The 21,260-nt window shown below is 55.8% G+C and carries 17 protein-coding genes and 1 tRNA gene; 4 read left to right on the top strand and 14 right to left on the bottom strand.

Annotated features, from left to right (window positions below):
* The 8 genes from ABJF76_RS15575 to ABJF76_RS15540 all read right to left on the bottom strand — a co-directional run bounded on the left by ABJF76_RS15575 (nucleotide 1) and on the right by ABJF76_RS15540 (nucleotide 11,061).
* Entirely contained in the window at nucleotides 1–1,545 is a 1,545-nt protein-coding gene (locus ABJF76_RS15575; RefSeq protein WP_413819482.1) for a monovalent cation/H+ antiporter subunit D, read from the bottom strand.
* Complete coding sequence (locus tag ABJF76_RS15570; RefSeq protein ID WP_413819483.1) at nucleotides 1,542–1,889, bottom strand: Na+/H+ antiporter subunit C; 348 nt, start codon at nucleotides 1,887–1,889, stop codon at nucleotides 1,542–1,544. The genes ABJF76_RS15575 and ABJF76_RS15570 overlap by 4 nt, the downstream gene beginning before the upstream one ends.
* Before the next feature lies 1 nt (nucleotide 1,890).
* Nucleotides 1,891–4,752 carry a monovalent cation/H+ antiporter subunit A gene (locus ABJF76_RS15565; protein ID WP_413819484.1) on the bottom strand — a complete coding sequence of 954 codons (2,862 nt, stop codon included), beginning with the start codon at nucleotides 4,750–4,752 and terminating at the stop codon, nucleotides 1,891–1,893.
* Between the two features lie 194 nt (nucleotides 4,753–4,946).
* Nucleotides 4,947–6,527, bottom strand: a complete 1,581-nt coding sequence (glpD, locus tag ABJF76_RS15560; RefSeq protein WP_413819485.1) for a glycerol-3-phosphate dehydrogenase — start codon at nucleotides 6,525–6,527, stop codon at nucleotides 4,947–4,949.
* 123 nt (nucleotides 6,528–6,650) lie between these two features.
* Nucleotides 6,651–8,051: a TRAP transporter large permease gene (locus ABJF76_RS15555; protein ID WP_413819486.1), complete on the bottom strand. Its 1,401-nt coding sequence runs from the start codon at nucleotides 8,049–8,051 to the stop codon at nucleotides 6,651–6,653.
* A complete protein-coding gene (locus ABJF76_RS15550) occupies nucleotides 8,051–8,680 on the bottom strand; it encodes a TRAP transporter small permease subunit (RefSeq protein ID WP_413819487.1) in 630 nt (209 codons plus the stop codon). Before ABJF76_RS15550 ends, ABJF76_RS15555 begins: the two co-directional genes overlap by 1 nt.
* 69 nt (nucleotides 8,681–8,749) lie before the next feature.
* Entirely contained in the window at nucleotides 8,750–9,766 is a 1,017-nt protein-coding gene (gene dctP, locus ABJF76_RS15545; RefSeq protein WP_413819488.1) for a TRAP transporter substrate-binding protein DctP, read from the bottom strand.
* Nucleotides 9,767–10,230: 464 nt separating this feature from the next.
* Nucleotides 10,231–11,061 (bottom strand): cysteine hydrolase, encoded by an 831-nt coding sequence (locus tag ABJF76_RS15540; RefSeq protein ID WP_413819489.1) that lies wholly within the window; start codon nucleotides 11,059–11,061, stop codon nucleotides 10,231–10,233.
* Between the two features lie 128 nt (nucleotides 11,062–11,189).
* On the opposite strand from ABJF76_RS15540, the gene ABJF76_RS15535 reads away from it, so the two are divergent.
* Nucleotides 11,190–12,101, top strand: coding sequence for an AraC family transcriptional regulator (locus ABJF76_RS15535; RefSeq protein WP_413819490.1), 912 nt, complete (start codon nucleotides 11,190–11,192; stop codon nucleotides 12,099–12,101).
* A 236-nt stretch (nucleotides 12,102–12,337) separates the two neighbouring features.
* Here ABJF76_RS15535 and ABJF76_RS15530 read toward each other — a convergent pair whose 3' ends face one another.
* On the bottom strand, nucleotides 12,338–12,658 hold the full coding sequence (locus ABJF76_RS15530) for a hypothetical protein (RefSeq protein WP_413819491.1): 321 nt from the start codon (nucleotides 12,656–12,658) through the stop codon (nucleotides 12,338–12,340).
* A 441-nt stretch (nucleotides 12,659–13,099) separates the two neighbouring features.
* Entirely contained in the window at nucleotides 13,100–13,558 is a 459-nt protein-coding gene (locus ABJF76_RS15525; RefSeq protein ID WP_413819492.1) for a hypothetical protein, read from the bottom strand.
* Between the two features lie 882 nt (nucleotides 13,559–14,440).
* Between ABJF76_RS15525 and acs the strand changes: the two genes are divergently transcribed.
* Nucleotides 14,441–16,393 carry an acetate--CoA ligase gene (gene acs, locus ABJF76_RS15520; RefSeq protein WP_413819493.1) on the top strand — a complete coding sequence of 651 codons (1,953 nt, stop codon included), beginning with the start codon at nucleotides 14,441–14,443 and terminating at the stop codon, nucleotides 16,391–16,393.
* 4 nt (nucleotides 16,394–16,397) lie between these two features.
* Nucleotides 16,398–17,075, top strand: coding sequence for an adenylate kinase (locus tag ABJF76_RS15515; RefSeq protein WP_413819494.1), 678 nt, complete (start codon nucleotides 16,398–16,400; stop codon nucleotides 17,073–17,075).
* Here the strand turns inward: ABJF76_RS15515 and ABJF76_RS15510 are convergent.
* From ABJF76_RS15510 to ABJF76_RS15495, 4 genes are all read right to left on the bottom strand, one after another.
* Nucleotides 17,072–18,259, bottom strand: coding sequence for an FAD-dependent monooxygenase (locus tag ABJF76_RS15510; protein ID WP_413819495.1), 1,188 nt, complete (start codon nucleotides 18,257–18,259; stop codon nucleotides 17,072–17,074). The genes ABJF76_RS15515 and ABJF76_RS15510 overlap by 4 nt on opposite strands.
* A complete protein-coding gene (locus ABJF76_RS15505; RefSeq protein ID WP_413819496.1) occupies nucleotides 18,256–19,374 on the bottom strand; it encodes a CaiB/BaiF CoA transferase family protein in 1,119 nt (372 codons plus the stop codon). Before ABJF76_RS15505 ends, ABJF76_RS15510 begins: the two co-directional genes overlap by 4 nt.
* Before the next feature lie 358 nt (nucleotides 19,375–19,732).
* Nucleotides 19,733–19,819, bottom strand: a tRNA-Leu gene (locus tag ABJF76_RS15500).
* 119 nt (nucleotides 19,820–19,938) lie between these two features.
* Nucleotides 19,939–20,547 carry a hypothetical protein gene (locus ABJF76_RS15495; protein WP_413819497.1) on the bottom strand — a complete coding sequence of 203 codons (609 nt, stop codon included), beginning with the start codon at nucleotides 20,545–20,547 and terminating at the stop codon, nucleotides 19,939–19,941.
* Between the two features lie 299 nt (nucleotides 20,548–20,846).
* Here ABJF76_RS15495 and ABJF76_RS15490 point away from each other — a divergent pair.
* Nucleotides 20,847–21,260, top strand: a 414-nt coding sequence (locus ABJF76_RS15490) for a DsbA family oxidoreductase (protein ID WP_413822612.1), incomplete at its 3' end; no start/stop codon positions are given.

Raw genomic sequence — 21,260 nt, 5'->3', positions numbered from 1 at the left:
TCAGTGGGCCTCCTTGCTTGGTTTGCTGAGCTTGCCAGCGGTGTCCAGCACGGTCGAGATATACGGTTCAGGCGCAAAGAGCTGTGCAGCAATTTTGCTGGTGTAGCCATGCACTTGCCCGGCAAACACCGTATGCGCGGCCAGCAAAGCAATCAGCCCGCCAACGGCCACATAAGACAGTGCGGCAGGGCGCGCCATTGTACGTACGTTGCCATCACGCGTGACTCCGTGGGCTTTCCAGAACATTACAGAGCCCGCGCGTGCGAACCCCAAAATACTGATAAGGCTAGAGGCCAACACAATTACCCAAACCCATGCCACTTTGTTCGTTCCGAAGGCGGCATTAAGCACAAGCAACTTGCCAAGGAACCCTGACAGCGGCGGCAAGCCCGCCATGGCAATCGCGCCCACAAAGAACAGTGCCGCCGTCAGCGCCGCCCCGGCCATGGGCACTTGAGGTGTGATGTCGACATTGCCCCTGCCCGTGCGCACCAGATCGCAGATCAAGAAAAGTGCGGCAGCGGCAAGTGTCGAGTGGATGATGTAATAAAGTGCAGCCGCAATACTGGTCGGCGTGAACAGCGCAATCGACACCATGACCATCGCCATCGATCCAATGACGGCGAACGCCACCAATCGATCAAGCCGTTTGGCCGCCATCACCCCAATCATCCCAATCGCCAGCGACACCAGCGCGGCAGGCAGCAACCACAGCCCGTGCAGGCCCTGTGTCACTGCCAAATCAGGTGGAAAGATTAACGTGTAAACGCGGATGATGGCATAGGCCCCGACCTTGGTCATGATCGCAAACAATGCGGCCACGGGGGCTGGTGCCTCGGCATAGCTCGATGGCAGCCAGAAGTGCAACGGCACGACAGCAGCCTTAATCGCGAACACCAGCAGTAACAGGACAGATGCGACGCGAATGCCTACAGTTTCTTCTGGGCCAATCAGGGCGACGCGTTGTGCAAGGTCGGCCATGTTCAACGTTCCTGTCTCGGCATAGATCGCCCCAAGCGCGAACAGGAACAGGGTCGATCCAATCAGGTTAAACAGCACATATTGCACACCCGCATGCAGACGCGCATTGCCACCTGCGTGGATCATCAGGCCGTAGGACGCGATCAAAAGGACTTCGAAAAACACAAACAGGTTGAACAAATCACCCGTCAGGAACGCGCCCATAATGCCCATCAATTGGAACTGAAACAGTGCATGGAAATGCCGCCCGCGTTCGTCCCAACCCGACCCAATCGCGTAAAGCAGTACAAACAGCGCCAGCACTGCGGTCAACAGCACCATAAGCGTCGACAGCCGATCCCCCACCAGCACAATGCCAAAGGGTGCTGCCCAGTCTCCAAGTTGGTAAAGATGGATGGAACCGTCAGAAACGCCCCACGCCAGCGCGGCGGCGATCACAACAAGTGCCGCCACCCCAGCCAGTGAAAAGGCGCGTTGGATGCCGATGTGATAGCGCGCGGCCAGCACGATAAACGGGGCCAGAAGAGCCGGCAATACGATGGGGGCGATGATCCAATGGGTCATGACGTGCCCTCCGACTTGGGTTCAGGCTGATCATCGACGTGATCGTCGTCAGAGCCCAAAAACGCACCAAGGCCGATCATCACAACCACCGCTGTCATTCCGAACGAAATCACGATGGCCGTCAGCACCAAAGCTTGTGGCAGCGGGTCGGTATAGGCTGTGACGCCATCGCGCAGCACAGGGGCTGCGCCAACCGTCAAGCGCCCCGATGCAAACAAGAACACGTTGACCGCATAGGTCAGCAGCGAAATGCCCATAATCACAGGAAAAGTGCGCAGGCGCAGCACCAGATACAGCCCACCGGCCGTCAGGATGCCAATGGCAGAAGCGACAAGTAGTTCCATGTTATGTGGCCTCCTTTGCATCGTCGTCGTCGCGCGACGGGTCGATATCCATCGCAAATTCGGTTTCAGGTTCGTGCGCGCGGCGTGCAAGTCGCGAAAAGCTTTCAAGCGACAGCATCACAGCACCGACCACGGCCAAAAACACGCCCACATCAAACAAGGCGGCTGTGGCCACTTCGAACTTTTGGAACGGCCAGATGGTCACATAGGTAAAGTCAGACGTCAGGAACGGTTTGCCCACAAACCAAGACCCAATGCCCGTCAGCCCCGCCACCAAGACCCCGGCCCCGATCACCCCGTGGTATGGGTATTTCAAACGCGCTGAGGCCCATGAAAAGCCGCTTGCCATATATTGCATAACAACGCCAATCGACACGATCAGTCCGGCGATAAAGCCGCCACCCGGTTCGTTGTGACCGCGCAGAAAGATATAGAAACCAACCAGCATAACCACAGGCATGATCACCCGCGTCACCACCACCATCATCATCGGATGCATGTCGCCTGCCCGCGCCTGATCCGGTTTGCGGTTCAGCAAACGCGCACGCACAGGACCGCGCAGCAACGCATCCGTCAGCGCATAGATCAACAGCGCGGCAATGCCGAGCACGATGATCTCGCCATAGGTGTCAAAGCCACGGAAATCGACCAAAATCACGTTGACCACATTGGTGCCGCCGCCGCCTTTGTAGGAATTGACCAGATGGAATTCCGAAATCGGCGTCGCAACCGCGTCGCGCAGTAAAAAGTGATAGGCCAGCCCAAAGGTCGCCAAACCACCCGCAACCGCCACACCCGCATCACGCACACGGCGCAAGATCGAGCTTTCTATTGGGGTGTGTTTGGGCAAGAAGTTCAGCGCAAGCAGCAGCAGGATGATCGTTACAACTTCGACCGTGAACTGTGTCATGGCCAGATCAGGTGCGCTAAAGAACACGAACCCGATGGACACGATCAGCCCAACAATCCCAATCAGGATCAGCGAAAGCAACCGGTTGCGGTGCAGCAGCACAAGGCCGACCGTCGCCGCCACCAACATCCCCCACCCTGCAATCACAACCGGATCAGCGGGTTGTGCATGACGTGTCGGCGTTGCCACGGTGCCTGTCGTCCATGCATGAAAACCAGCGGCAATAATTGCTACAGCACCGATGGCCGCATAGCGCGAAAACGCGCCATTGTGCAGCGGCAGGATGATCTTTTGCGCCAGCTTAGCGGCGGCCTCGATGATGGCTTCAAAAATCGCTTTGGCCTCGGGGCGCGGTGCAGCATCCCACAGACGCAAAGCCGGCTTGAACAGAAACAGCATCGCCAAACCGCCCAAGACGGCGACGATCGACAAGAACAGCGCCGGCACCAATCCGTGCCAGATTTTGAAGTGCGCTGTCGGCACCTCAACCACGCCACCCAATACGGATGCTGTGACCAACTTGATGAATGGCTCGGCCAAGAACGGCGCAACCCCGATCACCACAACCATCACCACAAGGATCGCAGGCGGCAACCACAACCCTGCCCCCGGATCATGCGGTTGGGCGGGATAATCATGGCGCACCGGACCAAGGAACGTGTGCCCAATCAAGCGGAAGCAATAGGCGGCAGAAAACAGCGAACCGAACGTCGCCAGTGCAGGCACCAGCCAAGGAATGTCGAATAAAACGGTGTGCCCGGCCTCTTCCAGCATCATCTCTTTGGACAAGAACCCGTTGAGCAGCGGAATACCCGCCATCGACAAAGCCGCCACAGTGGCAATCACAAAGGTCACTGGCATCAACTTGCGCAAGCCCCCAAGGAGACGAATATCGCGGGTGTGGGCCTCGTGATCGATGATGCCTGCAGACATAAACAACGCAGCTTTAAAGGTGGCGTGGTTTAAAATGTGGAACATCGCCGCCATCGCGCCAAAGGCAGTTCCGGTCCCCAAAAGCATCGTGATAAGACCCAAATGACTGACCGTCGAAAACGCCAACAGCGCTTTAAGATCGTGTTTGAACAGCGCAATCACAGCGCCCAACACCATGGTCACAAGGCCAGCGGTGGTGACGATCACAAACCATTCCGGCGTGCCTGACAGCACCGGCCACATGCGCGCCATCAAGAATATACCCGCCTTCACCATCGTGGCCGAGTGCAGATAGGCTGACACCGGCGTTGGTGCTGCCATCGCGTGCGGCAGCCAGAAGTGGAACGGGAACTGCGCGGACTTGGTGAAACAGCCAAGCAAAATCAGGATCAACGCTGGCACATAAAGTGGGTCGGCTTGGATCAGGTCTCGGTTCTGAAGGATAACGGACAGATCGTAACTGCCCACAATCTGGCCCAAAATCAGCATGCCACCGATCATGGCAAGGCCACCCATGCCCGTAACCGTCAGCGCCATACGCGCACCTTGCCGCCCTTCGGGCAGGTGTTTCCAATAGCCGATCAAAAGGAACGACGACAGCGACGTGAGTTCCCAGAAAATAAGCAAAAGCAGGATGTTATCAGACAAGACGATCCCAACCATCGCGCCCTGAAACAGCAGCAGATAGGTGAAAAACTGGCCCATGTTGTCTTCGCGGCTAAGGTAATTGCGCGCGTAGGCGATGATAAGCAGCCCAATGCCCAAAATGAGCAGCGCAAAGAAAAAGCCAAGCCCGTCCAGCATCAAGGTAAAATTCAACCCCAACAGCGGCATCCAATCGACGCGCGCCATAACCACTTCGCCCGCCAACACCGACGGCAAGTTGGTCAGCAATCCGATGAACGCTGCCAGCGAGACGGTGAATGTGACGCCAGCACAAGCCGCGCGGCCCGCTGAATTCATGATGCCAGGCAGCAAAGCGCCCAAGAAAGGCAACGCGACGATAATGAAAAGCGACACGAAATCCCCCGATCCGATGTATTTTCAGCCCCTCGAAGGGGCGCATTCTGCGCAGATCAAACATAATCGACAAATCTTGTCGAGAACCGATCGTCTTTGTTGTGCCCGCGCTTGAAATTTTGCCACCAATGACCCCGCACGGAAAGGCAAGCTTTTGCCCAAAGCCGCCCAGAGGTCAAGGACAGGCCGTCGCTTTAGCCCTTGGGTTGCTGCGCTTCAATCCACGTTTGCAATGCGGCGATTTCGTCGCTGCTTAACCGCAGGCCCAACTTGTTGCGCCGCCAAACGATGTCTTCGGCGCTGCGGGCAAATTCGCGGTTCATCAACCATTCAACTTCGCGCGCACTCAATGTGGCACCAAAGGCCGTGCCAAGGTCGTCCGCGTTCTGCGCATCACCCAGCACGTCCCATGCCAACGTGCCATAGGCGCGGATCAATCGGCGTGCCCAAAACAGGTTCAGAAAATGAAACTCTGCCATCAATTTCGAGATCAAAGCATCGACCCCGTCCACCGCAAAATCGCCACCGGGCAAGGCCACACCTGCCGTCCAATGCCCTGACATGTCGTCAAAGAAAGGGGCGACTTTGTCCATCACGTCCTCGGCCAGTTTGCGGTATGTGGTGATCTTGCCGCCAAAGATATTCAGAACCGGCGCGCCATTTGCATCCACATTCAACGTATAATCGCGCGTCAAAGCCGAGGCATTCGCAGCCCCATCATCATAAAGCGGGCGTACCCCGGAATAGGTCCACACGATGTCGTCCGCTTTGATATCTTGTTTGAAATAGCCGTTGGCGAAATCCAGCAGATATTGCTGTTCTTCGGGTGTGCAGGTCGGGGCGTCATGCGGATCTTGATGTTCGGCGTCGGTGGTCCCGATCAAGGTAAAATCGGTCTCGTAAGGGATGGCGAAGATGATGCGCCCATCGGTGCCTTGGAAGAAATAGCATTTGTCGTGATCAAACAGCCGCTTGGTCACGATGTGGCTGCCGCGCACCAACCGCACGCCTTCGTTTGTGTTCAAACCCAGCTTGCCGTGAATGATATCGCCAACCCACGGGCCAGCCGCGTTGATCAGCATGCGTGCTTGCACGATTTCAGTGGCGTCTGTGTCCATGTCGCGCAGCGTGATCTGCCACGTGTCGCCCTGCCGCTCTGCCGCGTCCACACGGGTGCGCACCATAACGCGCGCGCCGCGATCCGCCGCGTCACGGGCATTCAACACCACAAGGCGCGAATCCTCGATCCAGCAATCGGAATATTCATAGGCTTTTTCGAATTTTTCGACCAACGGCGCGCCTTCGGCTGTGCCGTGCAACGCCAATGTGCTGGTCGCAGGCAAAATCTTGCGCCCGCCCAAGTGGTCATAGGCAAACAGCCCCAACCGGATCATCCATGCAGGCCTGCGCCCCTTCATCCACGGCATGACGGTCGCAAGCAGTCGTGACACAGGGGTTTCGGATTCAAACCGCATGTCGCGGTGGTAAGGCAACACAAACCGCATCGGCCAACTGATATGGGGCATGGCGCGCAACAATGTTTCGCGTTCTTCCAAGGCGTGACGCACAAGGTTGATTTCGAAATACTCAAGATAGCGCAAACCGCCGTGAAACAGTTTGGTCGAAGCCGAGGACGTGGCAGAAGCCAAATCGTTCATCTCGGCCAAGGCCACAGTCATCCCCCGCCCCGCCGCATCACGCGCGATGCCGGTGCCATTGATCCCACCGCCAATGACAAAAAGATCGTAGGTTTTTAGCGTTTGGTCTGCAGCCATCGTTGGGCCTCCTTCAGCAAGCAGGGCGAGGACATGAGTAGGCATGCGTCGCGCAAGACGCAAGTTGGCAATGCACAATTGCAGTGCGACATGGGCCTACTTGCACAGCAAACTATCGCGGATCTATCCCGCCAACGATGGCAGCCACAGCACGATCCCCGGAAACGCCACCAACATCGCAATGGTCGCCGCATCGGCGATGAAAAACGGGGTCACACCTTTGAACACGTCCTGAACCGTCAGATCATCGCGCACACCCGCCACCACAAAACAATTGAGGCCAATGGGCGGCGTGATCAGACAGAACTCGGCCATCTTGACCACCAAAATGCCGAACCAGATCGCACACATCGGTCCTGACATGCCGAATGCACTGTCGGCTGCCGATACAAATTCACCTCCGTTCAAGGCCATGACCGCCGGGTACACCACGGGCAGCGTTAGCAAAAGCATGCCGATTGCGTCCATGAACATGCCCAAGACGGCATAGCCCAAAAGGATGCAAATCAGGATCAGCATCGGTGACATATCGAGCGACGTGATCCAGTCAGAAAACGCGGCAGGCAGCTCTGCAAACCCAAGAAAGCGCACATAGATCAGCACGCCCCAGATGATGGTAAAGATCATCACGGTCAGCTTGGCGGTATCAAGCAAGGCGCGGCTGAGTTCTTTCCACCGCATGCCGCGATAAAGCGCCATAAGGAAGATGATGAACGCCCCTATGGCGCCGCCTTCGGTTGGGGTGCCCCAGGCGTCTCCGAATGGGTTGTAAACAAAGAAGATAATGATGATGACCACGGCAAAAATCGGCATCGCGGGGGGCAGCGATTCAAAGCGTTCGCGCCATGTAAAGCCGCTGACTGCGGGGCCCACGTTTTTCCAGATCATGGCGATGCCGATGATAAGCCCTGCATAGACCACAGCCGAAAACGCACCGGGTACAAAGCCCGCAAGCAGCAGCTTGCCCACGTCTTGTTCGACGATGATCGCATAGATCACAAGGATGGCCGAGGGTGGGATCAGCGAAGCCAGCGTGCCCCCTGCTGCCACGACCCCTGCGGCGAATTGTTTGTTGTACCCGATCTTTAGCATCTCGGGGATCGCGATGCGGGCGAACACGGCAGCCGTGGCCACCGACGCGCCCGACACAGCCGCAAAACCTGCGGTAGCAAAGACGGTCGACACAGCCAAGCCCCCCGGCACCCATGCAATCCAACGCTTGGCGGCGGTAAACAGCGCCGTCGTCAGCTTGGCGTAATAGGCAAGGTATCCGATCAGGATAAACACCGGGATCAGCGACAACACTTGCGCCGACACTTTGGAGTGCGGCGTCAGTCCTGCGACTTTAACGCTGATCTCAATCGCTTTCCAAAAGCGTTCCGGATCATAATCAAACCCATTCCAACGCAGCCAAACCAGACCGACAAAGCCGGCCATGCCCGCAGCAAAGGCCACGCGCATGCCCAATAGGACAAAGACCAGCATGCCGCCGCTGACCCAAAGGCCGATATCAATAGGTTCCATTATTCGGGCCCTTCCAGCGATTCAGCCTCGATCCGGGCCTGTTCGGCCACGGTCAGGGACAGCGGCACAGCCACAGGGTTTTCAAGCCCAAGGACAAGCGCGCGCGCATAACCCCACGCCTGCAACAACAACCGCAGCGCAAGGATGCCAAAGGCAATCGGAACAATCAGTTTTGAGGGCCAGATCGGAAGTCCAATATCAATGGAACTGTCCCGGCTGCACAACGGGCGCGCGCAATCAAACGAGCGGTCAAAATGTTCCCACGCGCCCCACGTCAGGGCCACAATCAGCACCAGCATCAACAACACTGACACCAGTTCAAAGAACCACAGCAAGCGCCCCTTGAGGGCAGAAACCAGCATATCCATGCGCACATGGGTGCCGTCGCGCTGCACAAAAGATACGCCCATGATGGCGATAATCGGCATGGCCGCTTCGATGTAATCGACATAGCCCGCCAGCGGCGAGGCAAAGAACTTGCGCCCCGTCACCGAATAGGCAGCCAGAAACATCAGGGAAAAGATCGCAAGGCCACTTAACAGCGCGCCAAATCTTTCGATTGGTAAAAGTGCCCGGTCCAACCTGCTCAGCAGACTGGAATCCTCAAGCACAGCAGCAGAGCCTGCCATGACCGATCCCCTCGTTTTTTATTATTGTAAAAAAGGGCCGCCTGATAAAGCAGGCGACCCTTGATTGGTTTAGCTGCCGCCTTTGGCTTCAGCCAGTGTTTTGACAACAAGGTCGTACAGCTCTTGGCCCGGCAGGCCTTGGGCTTCCATGTCAGCAATCCATGCGTCTTGGATCGGCTTGCCAGCAACGGACTGGAATTCCGCAATGACGTCATCGGCGACTTCGACCTTTTGAACGCCTTTTTCTTCCAGAACCGAATCCCAACGCGTCAGCAACTCGCCGTAGTTTTCGAGGTAGTGCGCGATGGCTTCAGGGATCGAGCTGTCCAGCGCTTCACGCTCAGAATCGCTGAGCGAGTCATAGGCGTCGACGTTCACAACAACCGGGCAGTTCACGGTGCCGGGGTTCAGGTTGGCTGTCCACCAATCCGCTTGGTTGATTGTGCCAAACGACAGGTGCGCATGCTGAGCAAAGGCGACTGTGTCCACTACGCCGCCTTCCATGGCCTGATAAGCCTCGGTTGCGGTGACGGATGTCGGAACACCGCCAACAGATTCGAACGCTTTGCCCAGACCACCGGTCGCACGCACACGCATGCCATCGAAATCAGCCAATTTATCGCGAGGCTCGCCTGTACCAACAAGGTTGTACTGCGGCATTGGTGACGTCATCAGCAGTTTGGCGTTCCACTGTGCCATTTCTTCGGTCGCGGCGGGGTGCGCATAAACGGCGCGGGCCACGGCAACTTCTTGTTCAAGGGTCTCAACCCCAAGGAACGGCAGTTCGAGCACGGTGATCACGCGGTTTTTGTCGGCGTGGTAACCGGCACAGAACTGCGCCATTTCAAACGCGCCGATGGAGATGCCATCAAGGTTTTCACGGTTCTTGGACAGACCGCCATAGCTGACGTTCATGGTGAATTCGCCGTTTGTCTTTTCGGCAACCAGTTCGGCCAGCTTTTCGACGTGTTCTGTGAACGCGCGGCGCTTGCCCCAGACGGAAACGTTCCATTCTGTTGCGGCGGCTTCCATCGCGAAGGTGCCAGACATAGCGGCGACAACAGCGCCTACTGCAAATTTATTCATTGATTTTCTCCCTAGATGCGGAACGTCGTTCGTCCGCTTGAGGAAGAGGCTAACGCGGAGCAGCGCCATTGCCAAGATGAATGCACACCCGAAGCGATTTAACCGAAATTACGGCGACCACCTGCGCACATCAATCGTCACGTCATCTGCCCAGAAATAAAGAGCTAGACCGTAGTGCATTGCGCAGCGAAAGTCCGTTTCATGTCCAATCTGGCGAAGTTCGGCTACGCAGCTAAAGCCGACAATCAGGGTGCAACCCTAACAAATTTCGGCAACCACTCAGCGCCCTTAAGGAGCAGCTGAAGCGTTGGACGGCATGGTTCGAGACAGGTTTTTGCTGGATGGAAATGTGCGGCACATCCATGTCTTTCTAGACGCCGATCTTATGAAGGCAATGCCGACACCGTCTAAAACAGTTAACAAAAAACCCGCCCAGAAGAAATCTGGGCGGGTTTTCAATTTGATTAGCCAGCGGCTTTCATCAGTGCAACCGCTTCTTCTGTGGTCCAAACCGCGTTTGCCATGAAGCGGAAGTTAGTCAAAGCAGCCAAATAGCCATCACCATCAGGGATGATCGCAGCAGCCGTCGCGTCTTTAACAACCGCAACTTCGAAACCTTGCTCAAGCAGTTCACGCATATGGGATTCAGTGCACAGGTTCGCCGACATGCCGGACAGAATGACCTGATCAACACCTTGCTTACGCAATTGCAGTGACAAATCGTTCGTGTCGTTCCCATAAACTTTGTGAGGCGACGTGACGATTGTTTTGCCATCGTTGATGTACTGTTTGTACTGCGGCATCCAGTCAGCACCAGACCCTTCAAATCCGTCTAGGTCCAATGGACCTTTGCGGTCAAACATGCCAATTTTGTGCATTAGTTTTTCTAATGCCCCTTCGAACTTCCACCCATGGTCGGTTGGGTAGTAATAGTGCGGAGACACAGCAACCGTGATGTCGGCAGCTTTTGCTGCTTTGAACAGGCTTTCGATGTTTTCAACTGTGTTGTGTTCGGTCACAGACGGGCCAACAACGCCCCATGTAACACCATCGGGACTTAAAAAATCGACCTGTGGATCCGTTACGACCAAAGCCGCGCGGCTGAGGTCCAATTTCATGTTCGACGGTGGCAGAACCGCATCTGGAGAGTCTGCATACCGATCTACAGTTTGAGCGGAAGCAGTTGTCGCCGCAACGGTCGTTGCCGCCGCAGCCGTTGCAGCCAACCCACCGCGCAGGGCAGTCCGGCGCGAGATTTTATCGTGATTGTGGTTCGGATCATCGCAATTACACATCTTAACATTCCCTTTGTTGGTTTGACGTATCATCACGGTATGACCGCCTATGTGCTTTTCCGTCTTGGACTCGCGACATAGATCCAAAAAAGGTATCTTATCGTCTATAACTCAGCCACAAAAAGCTCATGAACTTTGACCATGTCTTTGACGAACTTGAGATTAGGACAGAACCCTTCGCCATTTGTGAATTGCGTGGCGCGTGCAATCTTGGGCTGGGGCGTGACGCTTCAACAACGTTGCACTACATCCTGTCGGGTGAAGGCGAAATCGCCTTAAGGTCGCGCGCCCCTTTTAAGGTGTCGCGTGGTTCACTTGTCCTTATCCCTGCGCTTCAAAGCCATGCACTCCGTAGCTTTGGCGCTGCCGGTGATCCGGTGCCAGAGTGCAAACCGGCAGCTCTTAATCTTGGACATCTGATGTCCACTTCAGATTGCGGTGAAGATGGTCGATTGATTGCATTATGCTCTCACGTCGATGTTGGGTTGCGCGGAGTGACTGACATCATTGACCTGATACGTGAACCGCTCGTCGAAAATGTTTCATCACCGAGCCGATTGCGTTCATCCTTACAGGCTTTGTTGCACGAGATATCCAATCCCAGCATAGGCAGTCGTGCCATGATCAGGGCCCTTTTGAAGCAATGTATGATCGAAATGCTGCGTAAACGGTTGGCAGGAGCCAATACCGCTTTGCACTGGATGGCGGCCTTGGCGGACCCAACTATTTGGAATGCACTGCGTGTGATGCTTGATAGTCCAGGCGACAACCACACTGTAGAAAGCTTAGCGGATAGCGTCCACATGAGCCGAGCAGCCTTTGCTAAACGCTTTGCAAATGCCTACGGATCTGGTCCGATGGAATTGTTACGTGATCTGCGCATGCGGCGGGCGGCGACGTTGTTGCGCGACACTGACTTACCAATTAAGCGAATTGCAGAAATGGTTGGCTTTACATCCCGTAGCGCGTTCAGCCGTGCCTTTGAGGCCAAGACGGGGCAACCTCCACGGACATTTCGGACATCTCTGCTGATAAAATAGGATGCACCGTTCACCTAAGCGCGTTCGAATTTGCAAGGGTTGATCCCTGCCATTGTGCCGGGACGTCATTGGCGAAGATTTCGCTGTCCGATGCCTCGCCTAAGTGGAATCCGTCTACGTTGGAGCGTTAGGAATCGAAATCATGTGAAGTAGCTACGGCCTTGCCAATGACAAATCCGGCGGCTCCAGAAACCGAGTTTCCAATGTGGCCCAATTCATCATCTCGCGGCGTTTCTTCAACGTTTTTCCGGAGTTGGTTCTGGGATTTCTTCAGGTACGGGGGCCGCAAACAATTTTAATGCTTCGACAGCTTGCGCTTCGAGCTCAGCCCCGAGGTCATTTAGTTCTGGCTCAATATTGGGCGACGCGATTGATGGGGTCTGCGGGGTCGAAGTGTTCGGAGCTTGGGACGAGTCGGCTAGGTAAATCAATTCGGATTCAGCTGTAGGGTTAAGGTTAAAATGATCGCGTCCTTGCGGGGTAACAAACATCAAGCAGCAGGCGGTAATGACCGTGGTAACAGTTAGGCTATTGCGAGTTGTTAGTGTGTTTAGCATGGTGGTGGTCCTCGCCCAGAGGGGCCTTGTTGCACGGATCGCGCCATCGTTGGTTTGATTGGCCTCTTTTTCATTCAAGGTATTGTAAATGCAACGTAACTTCAAAACCATACGTCGTGTCAAGATCCTGACATAGTGGTATCGGTTAACGATTTGGACGGAATACAATGAGGGGTCTGGAGATCTGATAGTCTGGATCAACGAAGACGAGATCGGTTTGTTGTTGGCACCCCGCCAAGGGATGGCTTTTGAGTAGCTGCGATGCAGCATGAACGATTGAAGTCGACGGCAGCTTTGGGCTGATACATGGTCGAAGAAAACAAAGTCATGAACGGCCGCGTTGTCCGCCAAGCCGATCTTAATATCGCTTTCGGAACGGAATTGCCCGACCGACAACGTCGGATGTCAACTTTGAGCCCTTCTTGACGTCAGGTGGGTTAGTTAATCAGTCATAAAACGCACATCCGCATTGATGGCATCAAAGACAATCCAGATGGACGTCGGCACATTTTCGTCAGTCAAAATAACGTCCCTACCTAAGGCGGATCCAATTAGGGCCAAAACATCGACAATGGCATCAAATTCTACTTGAGACGTTACCTCCGATGGGTCGATATCCAGCTCAATTTCTTCTTCTGTGAAGAAATGACAGTTCATCTTTGCTTGGCCTAAAATTATCTTCAGCAGGAAAGATGTCTCAGCACTTCTTTCAAATATTTCGGACGCTTGTGTAGGTAACGGATACGGTTCCCCATCTACAAACGTTGCGGTCAGCAGGGAAGAAACAGCTCCCAAAAATAAATCCCAATCATCAAGGGTCGTGTCTCGGACGTATATATCTCTCAAACTACCATCGACGTAGAATGCCTCCCTACAATCCTGCCACTCCACTCGTTTCATTCTTAATCCTTAGACGCTGCTGGCCCCAACAGAGCTTAGCCTATCCGGCAGACGAAACACGTCAACAACTGTGCGGTAAAAGATTGAGATTAGTCGCACTTGCACTGTCGCTAAGTCTGCACAGCGGACATCTGATCAACGCTCCCTTTTGAGCAAGTACAATTTTGTGGTCGTCTTTTAATCAGAAGCAGTCTTGTGCTCGGCCTGTAAGCGCGACGCACGTGGCCGCTGGCCATCCTTCTCATTGATTGCGGCGCAATCAACTGCCGGTCAGTGATCTAGGCGAATTGTTGTCATATGCCTTGGCATGCCCCCTCTCATAAGCAGTTCATAGCAACTGCACTACGGCACATTGCAACGCCGTTTGATGCAGCAGCCATCCGCCACATCCGCACAGCGGACCTCGGCGCTCGAAGTCATGAAAAGCCGCGTTCGGTCTGCTAGAGCAGACGATTGTGGCAACCTTGTCCGTCACATCGTCCGCCCGATGTTTGAAGAGCTCACGCTCCTCCAGCCGAACCTGCAAGGCGGTTCAGCCTTGGATATGTGAATCCGCACCAATCAAGGACAAGAAAGGGCCGCTGAGCGACACAAGTGCGATGCAAGCGTCACATGTGGACGTCACGTTGACATACAAACCGCCGAAATTACGGAAAAACTTACTAACATCGCGCAAAAATTTACAGAATTGTCGAATTTTACGAAAAAACTTTACTCCAAAATCGTTATAACCCAACCTGTTATTCCTTTCTTTTCAGCTTTGCGTATGATCGCCCCTTGAGGGAGGAGACCTCGCCACAATTTACCCTGTCCGCGCAATCGACGGGCAAGGTGCGCGCTGTTTCCAACACAGACCGAACATGACCACCCGGAGGAACTGCCATGTCCGACACCAAAACCTATGCCCCAAGCGCAGACTTTGCCGCCCGCGCCCATGTCGACGCCGCCAAATACGATGCGATGTATGCCGCATCCATTGCGGATCCGGACACGTTTTGGGACGAACATGGCAAGCGCATCGACTGGATCAAGCCTTATTCCAAGGTTAAAGACGTCGACTATTCCTTTGGCAACGTTAACATAAATTGGTACGCCGATGGCACGCTGAACGTGTCGGCCAACTGCATCGACCGCCACCTTGCGACCCGCGGCGATCAGACTGCGATCATTTGGGAACCCGACAGCCCCGAAGATGACGCGCTGCACATCACCTACAAACAACTGCACGCCGAAACCTGCAAAATGGCCAATGTGTTGAAAGATTTGGGCGTTTCCAAGGGCGACCGCGTTGTTCTGTATATGCCGATGATCCCCGAGGCCGCCTATGCCATGTTGGCCTGTACGCGTATCGGTGCGATCCATTCCATTGTTTTTGCTGGATTTTCACCCGATGCTTTGGCCGCTCGCGTGACGGGATGTGACGCTAAGGTGGTCATTACTTCCGATGGCGCACCGCGCGGTGGGCGCACCACCAACCTGAAGGCCAACGTTGACCAGGCCCTAAGCAACGTTGCCCACGACACCCATTGCCTGGTGATCCAACGCACTGGCCAAGACATCGCGTGGCGCGATGGTTTGGATCACTGGTTGCACGAAGCAGGTGCTGACGTTCCTGCTGATTGCCCCGTCGAAGAGATGAACGCCGAAGACCCACTGTTTATCCTTTATACCTCGGGTTCAACCGGTCAGCCAAAGGGCGTTGTGCACACCACGGGCGGTTATTTGGTCTATGCTGCGCTGACCCATGAAACCACATTCGATTACCAAGACGGTGATGTGTACTGGTGTACGGCCGACGTAGGCTGGGTCACGGGCCACAGCTATATCGTTTATGGCCCACTGGCGAATGGCGGCATTACTTTGATGTTTGAGGGCGTGCCGACCTATCCAGATGCATCGCGCTTTTGGCAGATTTGCGAAAAGCACAAAGTGGCGCAGTTCTACACCGCGCCCACAGCCATCCGCGCGTTGATGGCCCATGGCAATGACCCTGTGGCAAAGGCCGATCTATCCAGCCTGAAACTGCTGGGCACCGTCGGCGAACCCATCAACCCCGAGGCGTGGAATTGGTACAACGAAGTCGTTGGCGGCGGGCGTTGCCCCATCGTCGACACATGGTGGCAGACCGAAACCGGCGGTCACCTCATGACCCCCCTGCCCGGCGCACATGCGACCAAACCCGGATCAGCGATGAAGCCGTTCTTTGGCATCAAGCCCCTGGTCTTGGAACCCGCAAGCGGTGATATCATCGAAGGCAACGGGGTTGAGGGCGTGTTGGTCATTGCCGACAGCTGGCCAGGGCAGATGCGCACCGTTTGGGGCGATCACGAGCGCTTTGAAAAGACGTATTTCAGCGACTACAAAGGCTATTACTTTACCGGTGACGGCTGTCGGCGCGATGAGGATGGCGATTACTGGATCACGGGCCGTGTTGACGATGTGATCAACGTCTCGGGGCACCGGATGGGCACAGCCGAAGTTGAATCGGCGCTGGTCGCACACGCCACAGTGGCCGAGGCCGCAGTGGTTGGTTACCCGCACGACATCAAAGGCCAAGGCATCTATTGCTATGTCACCTTGATGAATGGGCAAGAACCATCCGAAGAGTTGCGCAAAGAATTGCGCACATGGGTGCGTACTGAAATCGGCCCCATCGCCAGCCCTGATCTGATCCAATGGGCGCCGGGCCTGCCCAAGACACGCTCGGGCAAGATCATGCGCCGCATCCTGCGCAAGATTGCAGAAAACGATCACACCACACTTGGTGACACATCGACCTTGGCCGATCCATCGGTGGTTGATGATTTGATCGAAAACCGCATGAACAAAGGGTGATGGCATGACAACCAATGCTCCACCCGTTCTGATTTTGCTTGGCCCCCCAGGGGCCGGCAAAGGCACCCAAGCACGCATGCTGGAAGAACAGTTTGGCTACGTCCAACTATCGACGGGTGATTTGTTGCGGGCCGCCGTTGCGGCAGGCACCGACGCAGGCCAAGCCGCCGATGCCGTGATGAAGGCGGGCGGGCTTGTGTCCGACCAGATCGTTATCGACATCCTGCGGGATCGTTTGGCAGAACCCGATTGCGCGACCGGCGTCATCTTGGACGGTTTCCCGCGCACCACCGTACAGGCAAAGGCGCTTGATGCGCTTTTGGTCGAAAGCAAGCAACGCATCGACAGCGTCATCAGCTTGGATGTCGATGATGCCGCAATGGTGACGCGTGTCGCCGGGCGCTACACATGCGCAAGCTGCGGCGAAGGCTATCACGACACCTTCAAAGTCCCCGCCACGGCAGGCGTTTGCGACAATTGTGGTGGCACAGACATGAAACGCCGCGCGGATGACACGGTCGAAGCTGCCGGCGCCCGGCTAGAAGCCTATCACGCCCAAACTGCACCGCTGATCGACTATTACGATGGGCATGGTGTGTTGTCGCGGGTCGATGCGATGAGGCAAATCAATGACGTCGCTGCCGCTTTGCGCGGATTGATTAAAAGCGCGGTGCCCGCCTAACCGGACGCCGTCACGTCACAGTGGTACACCCAATCTTGCCGGGCATGAAAGGCATCGGGGCGCAAACGCGCTGCGATGCCGACGGGGCCATAGAATGCAAGCGCCCCAAGGGTGGTTGCCTTGTGAAACAAGGCTGCATTGGTCGCTGATCCTTTTTGCACCCGCGCCGTGCGTGCGATCCGTTCATCGAAATAGGTGGAAAAGGCGGCATCAGGCATATTTTCCTGTGCAAGCTTCGCGGCCAAAACCCATGCATCCTCAAGCGCTTGCACAGCGCCCTGCGCCATTGAGGGTAGCATTGGATGCGCCGCATCCCCCAAAAGGGCGACCCGACCATCGTGCCAGCGTGGCAGTGGTGCGCGGTCAAACAACGCCCAGCGGTGCAACGTCTGCGCCTTTGCAATCACAGTGTAGATTTCCGGTGCCCACTCGGCAAAATCTGCCTGCGCTTGGGTTTTCTTGCCTGTGGCATCCCAACTTTCACGCGCGCGTTCCTCGGTTTCGACCATGCCAACAAAATTGACCAGCGTCCCGGCCCGCAGGCGGGTGGTGACGGCATGCTGTTTGTCCCCAACCCAAACACAGGCCGATGGTGGCGGCACATGGTCGCCCAACGCCGTGACCGGAACCACAGCGCGCCACGCAATATTGCCAGTATAGCGTGGTTGATCCGGCCCCAACATCTGCGCGCGGATCACCGAATGCAGCCCATCTGCGCCGATCGCAATATCGCCCGCGCGCGTGCTGCCATCCGCAAGGGTTAGAGTCGCACTATCTGCGGTTTGCGTATAACTTTCGACGTGGCATCCCGTCTCGATCGCGTCGGCTTGCAAGTCAAGCAACCGCGTTTGCAGCGCTGCAACCAAATCAGCCCGGTGGATATGGATAAACGGCGCGCCCCACCGGTTTTTGGCGTAACCCTTCAACGGCAGACGAAAGACCGAGCGGCCAGATCGCCCCATCCGCATCTCCATCGCTTCAGGTTCAAACAACGTTGCTTGCATGCCTTTTGTCACACCCAAAGCCTGCAACACCTTGAACCCATTGGGCGAAATTTGCAGACCCGCGCCGATTTCAATCAATGCAGGCGCTTGTTCCAGCACAGACACCCGCCAACCGCGCAAAGCCAACGCAATGCCACAGGCCAAGCCGCCAATCCCACCACCAACAACAAGGGCCTTCATGTCAGCGCCCCGCTTTTGCGAAAGCCCGCGATGGCGTCGGTGTCAAAGCCCAAGCCACCCAGCACCGCATCGGCATCTGCGCCCGGAGCGGTTGGCACAGGCGTGGCACAGGTCGGCGTCCCGCCAAAACGTGGGGCGGGTGCGGCTTGGCGTCTGCCATTCACATCAAGATAGGTACCGCGTTGGGTCAGATGAGGATGCGCTGCGGCCTCATCCAATGTCAGCACAGGCGCAACGCAGGCGTCCGTGCCCTCAAACACCTGCGCCCAGTGGGCGCGGCCTTGCTGTGCAAAAACATCGGCAAAGCGTTGCGACATGGCAGGCCATGCGCTGCGGTCATTCTGATCCGGAAGGTCCTTAGCATTCAAACCCAACCCTTTGATTAACAGTGCGTAAAACTGCGGTTCCAACGCGCCAACAGCGATGTCGCGCCCATCGGCGCAACGATAACAACGATAAAACGGCGCGCCACCCTCCAGCCAGTTGGAACCGGGGCGCGTGCTCCATTCGCCCTGCCCCATCAACCCATGGATCAAACCCATCATCGCTGGCACCCCGTCGATCATCGCGGCATCAACCACCTGCCCATTGCCCGTCACGCCGCGGGAAATGATCGCCGCCAACACACCGTACAGCAAGAACATCGTTCCGCCTCCGTAATCCGCCACCAGATTCAAGGGTGGTTTTGGCGGCATGTCCGCACTGCCCATCAAAGACAAAGCGCCAGAGGTCGCAAGATAGGTAATGTCGTGCCCTGCCACCTGTGCCAACGGCCCAGTCTGACCCCATCCCGTCATGCGCCCATAGATCAGCGTGTCAGGGCACGCATCTGGGCCAAGCCCCAAGCGTTCCATCACGCCGGGGCGAAACCCTTCGATTAAAATATCGGATTGCGCAATCAGCGCCTGCGCCACTGCTTTTCCGTCATCAGATTTCAGGTTCAGCGCAATGGACCGCTTGCCGCGCCGGTTCACGTCATTTGGATCGACCGGCAAAGACACCTTGTCGATAACCGTAACGCGTGCGCCCAGATCGGCCAGCAATTGCCCTGCCAATGGCGCCGGACCAAGGCCCGCAAATTCGACAACATTTAAGCTTTCCAACGGACCCGGCATATTCTCTCCATGGGATCGTGTGTCATGGCAATTGGATAGAACGATGCGGCAAGGTTCAAGCCCACGCGTCACCTTACTGCGCTTTGTTGGATCAAAGCAGAACCTAAGTGGGTCTTCGGACGATCAATCACGGGCGCACAAGTGCGCAGCTAATATGCGTCGAAACTTTCGTTGTTTTTCAAAACAAGTGCAGCAAGCAGATTGTGCAATTGCGTCCGCGTCTTCGCAAATACGAATAACGTGTGGTGCAGATGCAATAGGCAACCCAGATCTACCGAAGCTCTCATTTTTTTGGGAACAATTGCCGCCCTGCGCAAAGCCGGTCGGACGGTTATCCCTTGTGCTATGAAAGGAATCGTGGTGCGGCCGGCGAGACTCGAACTCGCACGAGTGTTACCTCACAGCGACCTCAACGCTGCGCGTCTACCAATTCCGCCACGGCCGCATGCCTTGACTTGGTGTGGCGTCTTTAGCGATGAACGCGCCCCTTGCCAAGAGAGAAACTGCAAAGAAAAACCGAAGCCTCGAAAGGCCCCGGTTTAACTGCGTTCACATCGGCAGTGCTTATTCGCTTACAATGCCAAAACTGGGCAAAGATGCGGGTTGTACAAGCGGTTGCACAGGCGTCACCGACGAATTGGTCGAGCCAAGGGACAGCGACGCTTTGCGCAACAGATCTGTGCACTCAGGCTGGCCCGGGGCGAAAACGGCAGGTGCGCCGCGATCAATGGCGTTCAGCCCTTCGATGTACCACGCGCGCGCAGAATCAACGCGCTGGGACGTTCCAAAGCCTGGTGCCAGATGGTGACCCATTACCTCGCCGTAAACATGATCCCCCATGGCGAACATCATCAAAGCCGAGCCCAGCGCCACATCCATATCATCCGTGCGGTATCCGACGCCCATGCAAATCTGTGCCGTGCCCTTCAGTTGTGCAGGTGACATGCCCGTGGTCAGAATAAAGCTTGCCACGTCCTGCACCACTTCGGGCTGCGTCTTTAGACCCAATGCCGTCACAAAGGGCTGCATGGCGGGCGCGAATCCCTGACATTGGGCGGCGATCTGATCCGGCGTAAATCCCTGCACTTTTGCGATCATGTCCTCGCTTTTGGCGATGGCATAGGTCCGCGCAAGGCAAAACTGTTCGTTCAGCGCGATGTTGGGGTCCGTCATTGCTGCAGCCGTGGTAAAGCCGCCATTTGTGTTGGTCAGCAGTGAGACGGTGTTGCAATGTGACGCCAGCGATGGTTGCGCGCCATGGCCCAGAAAGCTGGGTAGTGCCCGACGCAGTGACGGTTTTCGTCAACATGCAAAACATCCTATGATTAAAGTATGAAGGAACGACACCACAAGAATGAGATACGCAAAGTCAGAATTTTCTGACTATTTCACCGGAAAGCTGCTCTGCGCTTGAATTTTGCCCAAGGGGACATGATTTAAAGACACTAAGCCTTTGATAGAAAGCCACATCCATGACCACCTCTGACCCAGTGATCCAAATCGACATCATCTCTGATATCATGTGCCCTTGGTGCATTGTCGGCTTTCGCCAATTGGAACAGGCGCTGGGCGTGACAAATATGGGGGCCCGAATCCTTTGGCATCCGTTTGAGTTAAACCCAACAATGCCACCCGAAGGGCAGAATTTGGGTGAACACATCGCAGAGAAATACGGCACGACCCCCGAACAATCCGTCCAAAACCGCGCTCAGATGCAAAGAACCGGGCAATCGTTGGGCATCGATTTCCGGTTGACCCCCGATAGTCGCATCGTGAACAGCTTTTCCGCGCATCAGATGCTGGATTTTGCATTGTCCCAAGGGCTGCAACATCCTTTGAAGATGGCGCTTTTTGCCGCCCACTTCACCGATCAACGTGACGTGTCC

This window comes from Tateyamaria sp. (genome assembly GCF_039940735.1).
Taxonomy (GTDB): Bacteria; Pseudomonadota; Alphaproteobacteria; order Rhodobacterales; family Rhodobacteraceae; genus Tateyamaria.
Note: the sequence above shows the minus strand (reverse complement) of the source record. Positions and strands in the feature narration are given on the sequence as shown.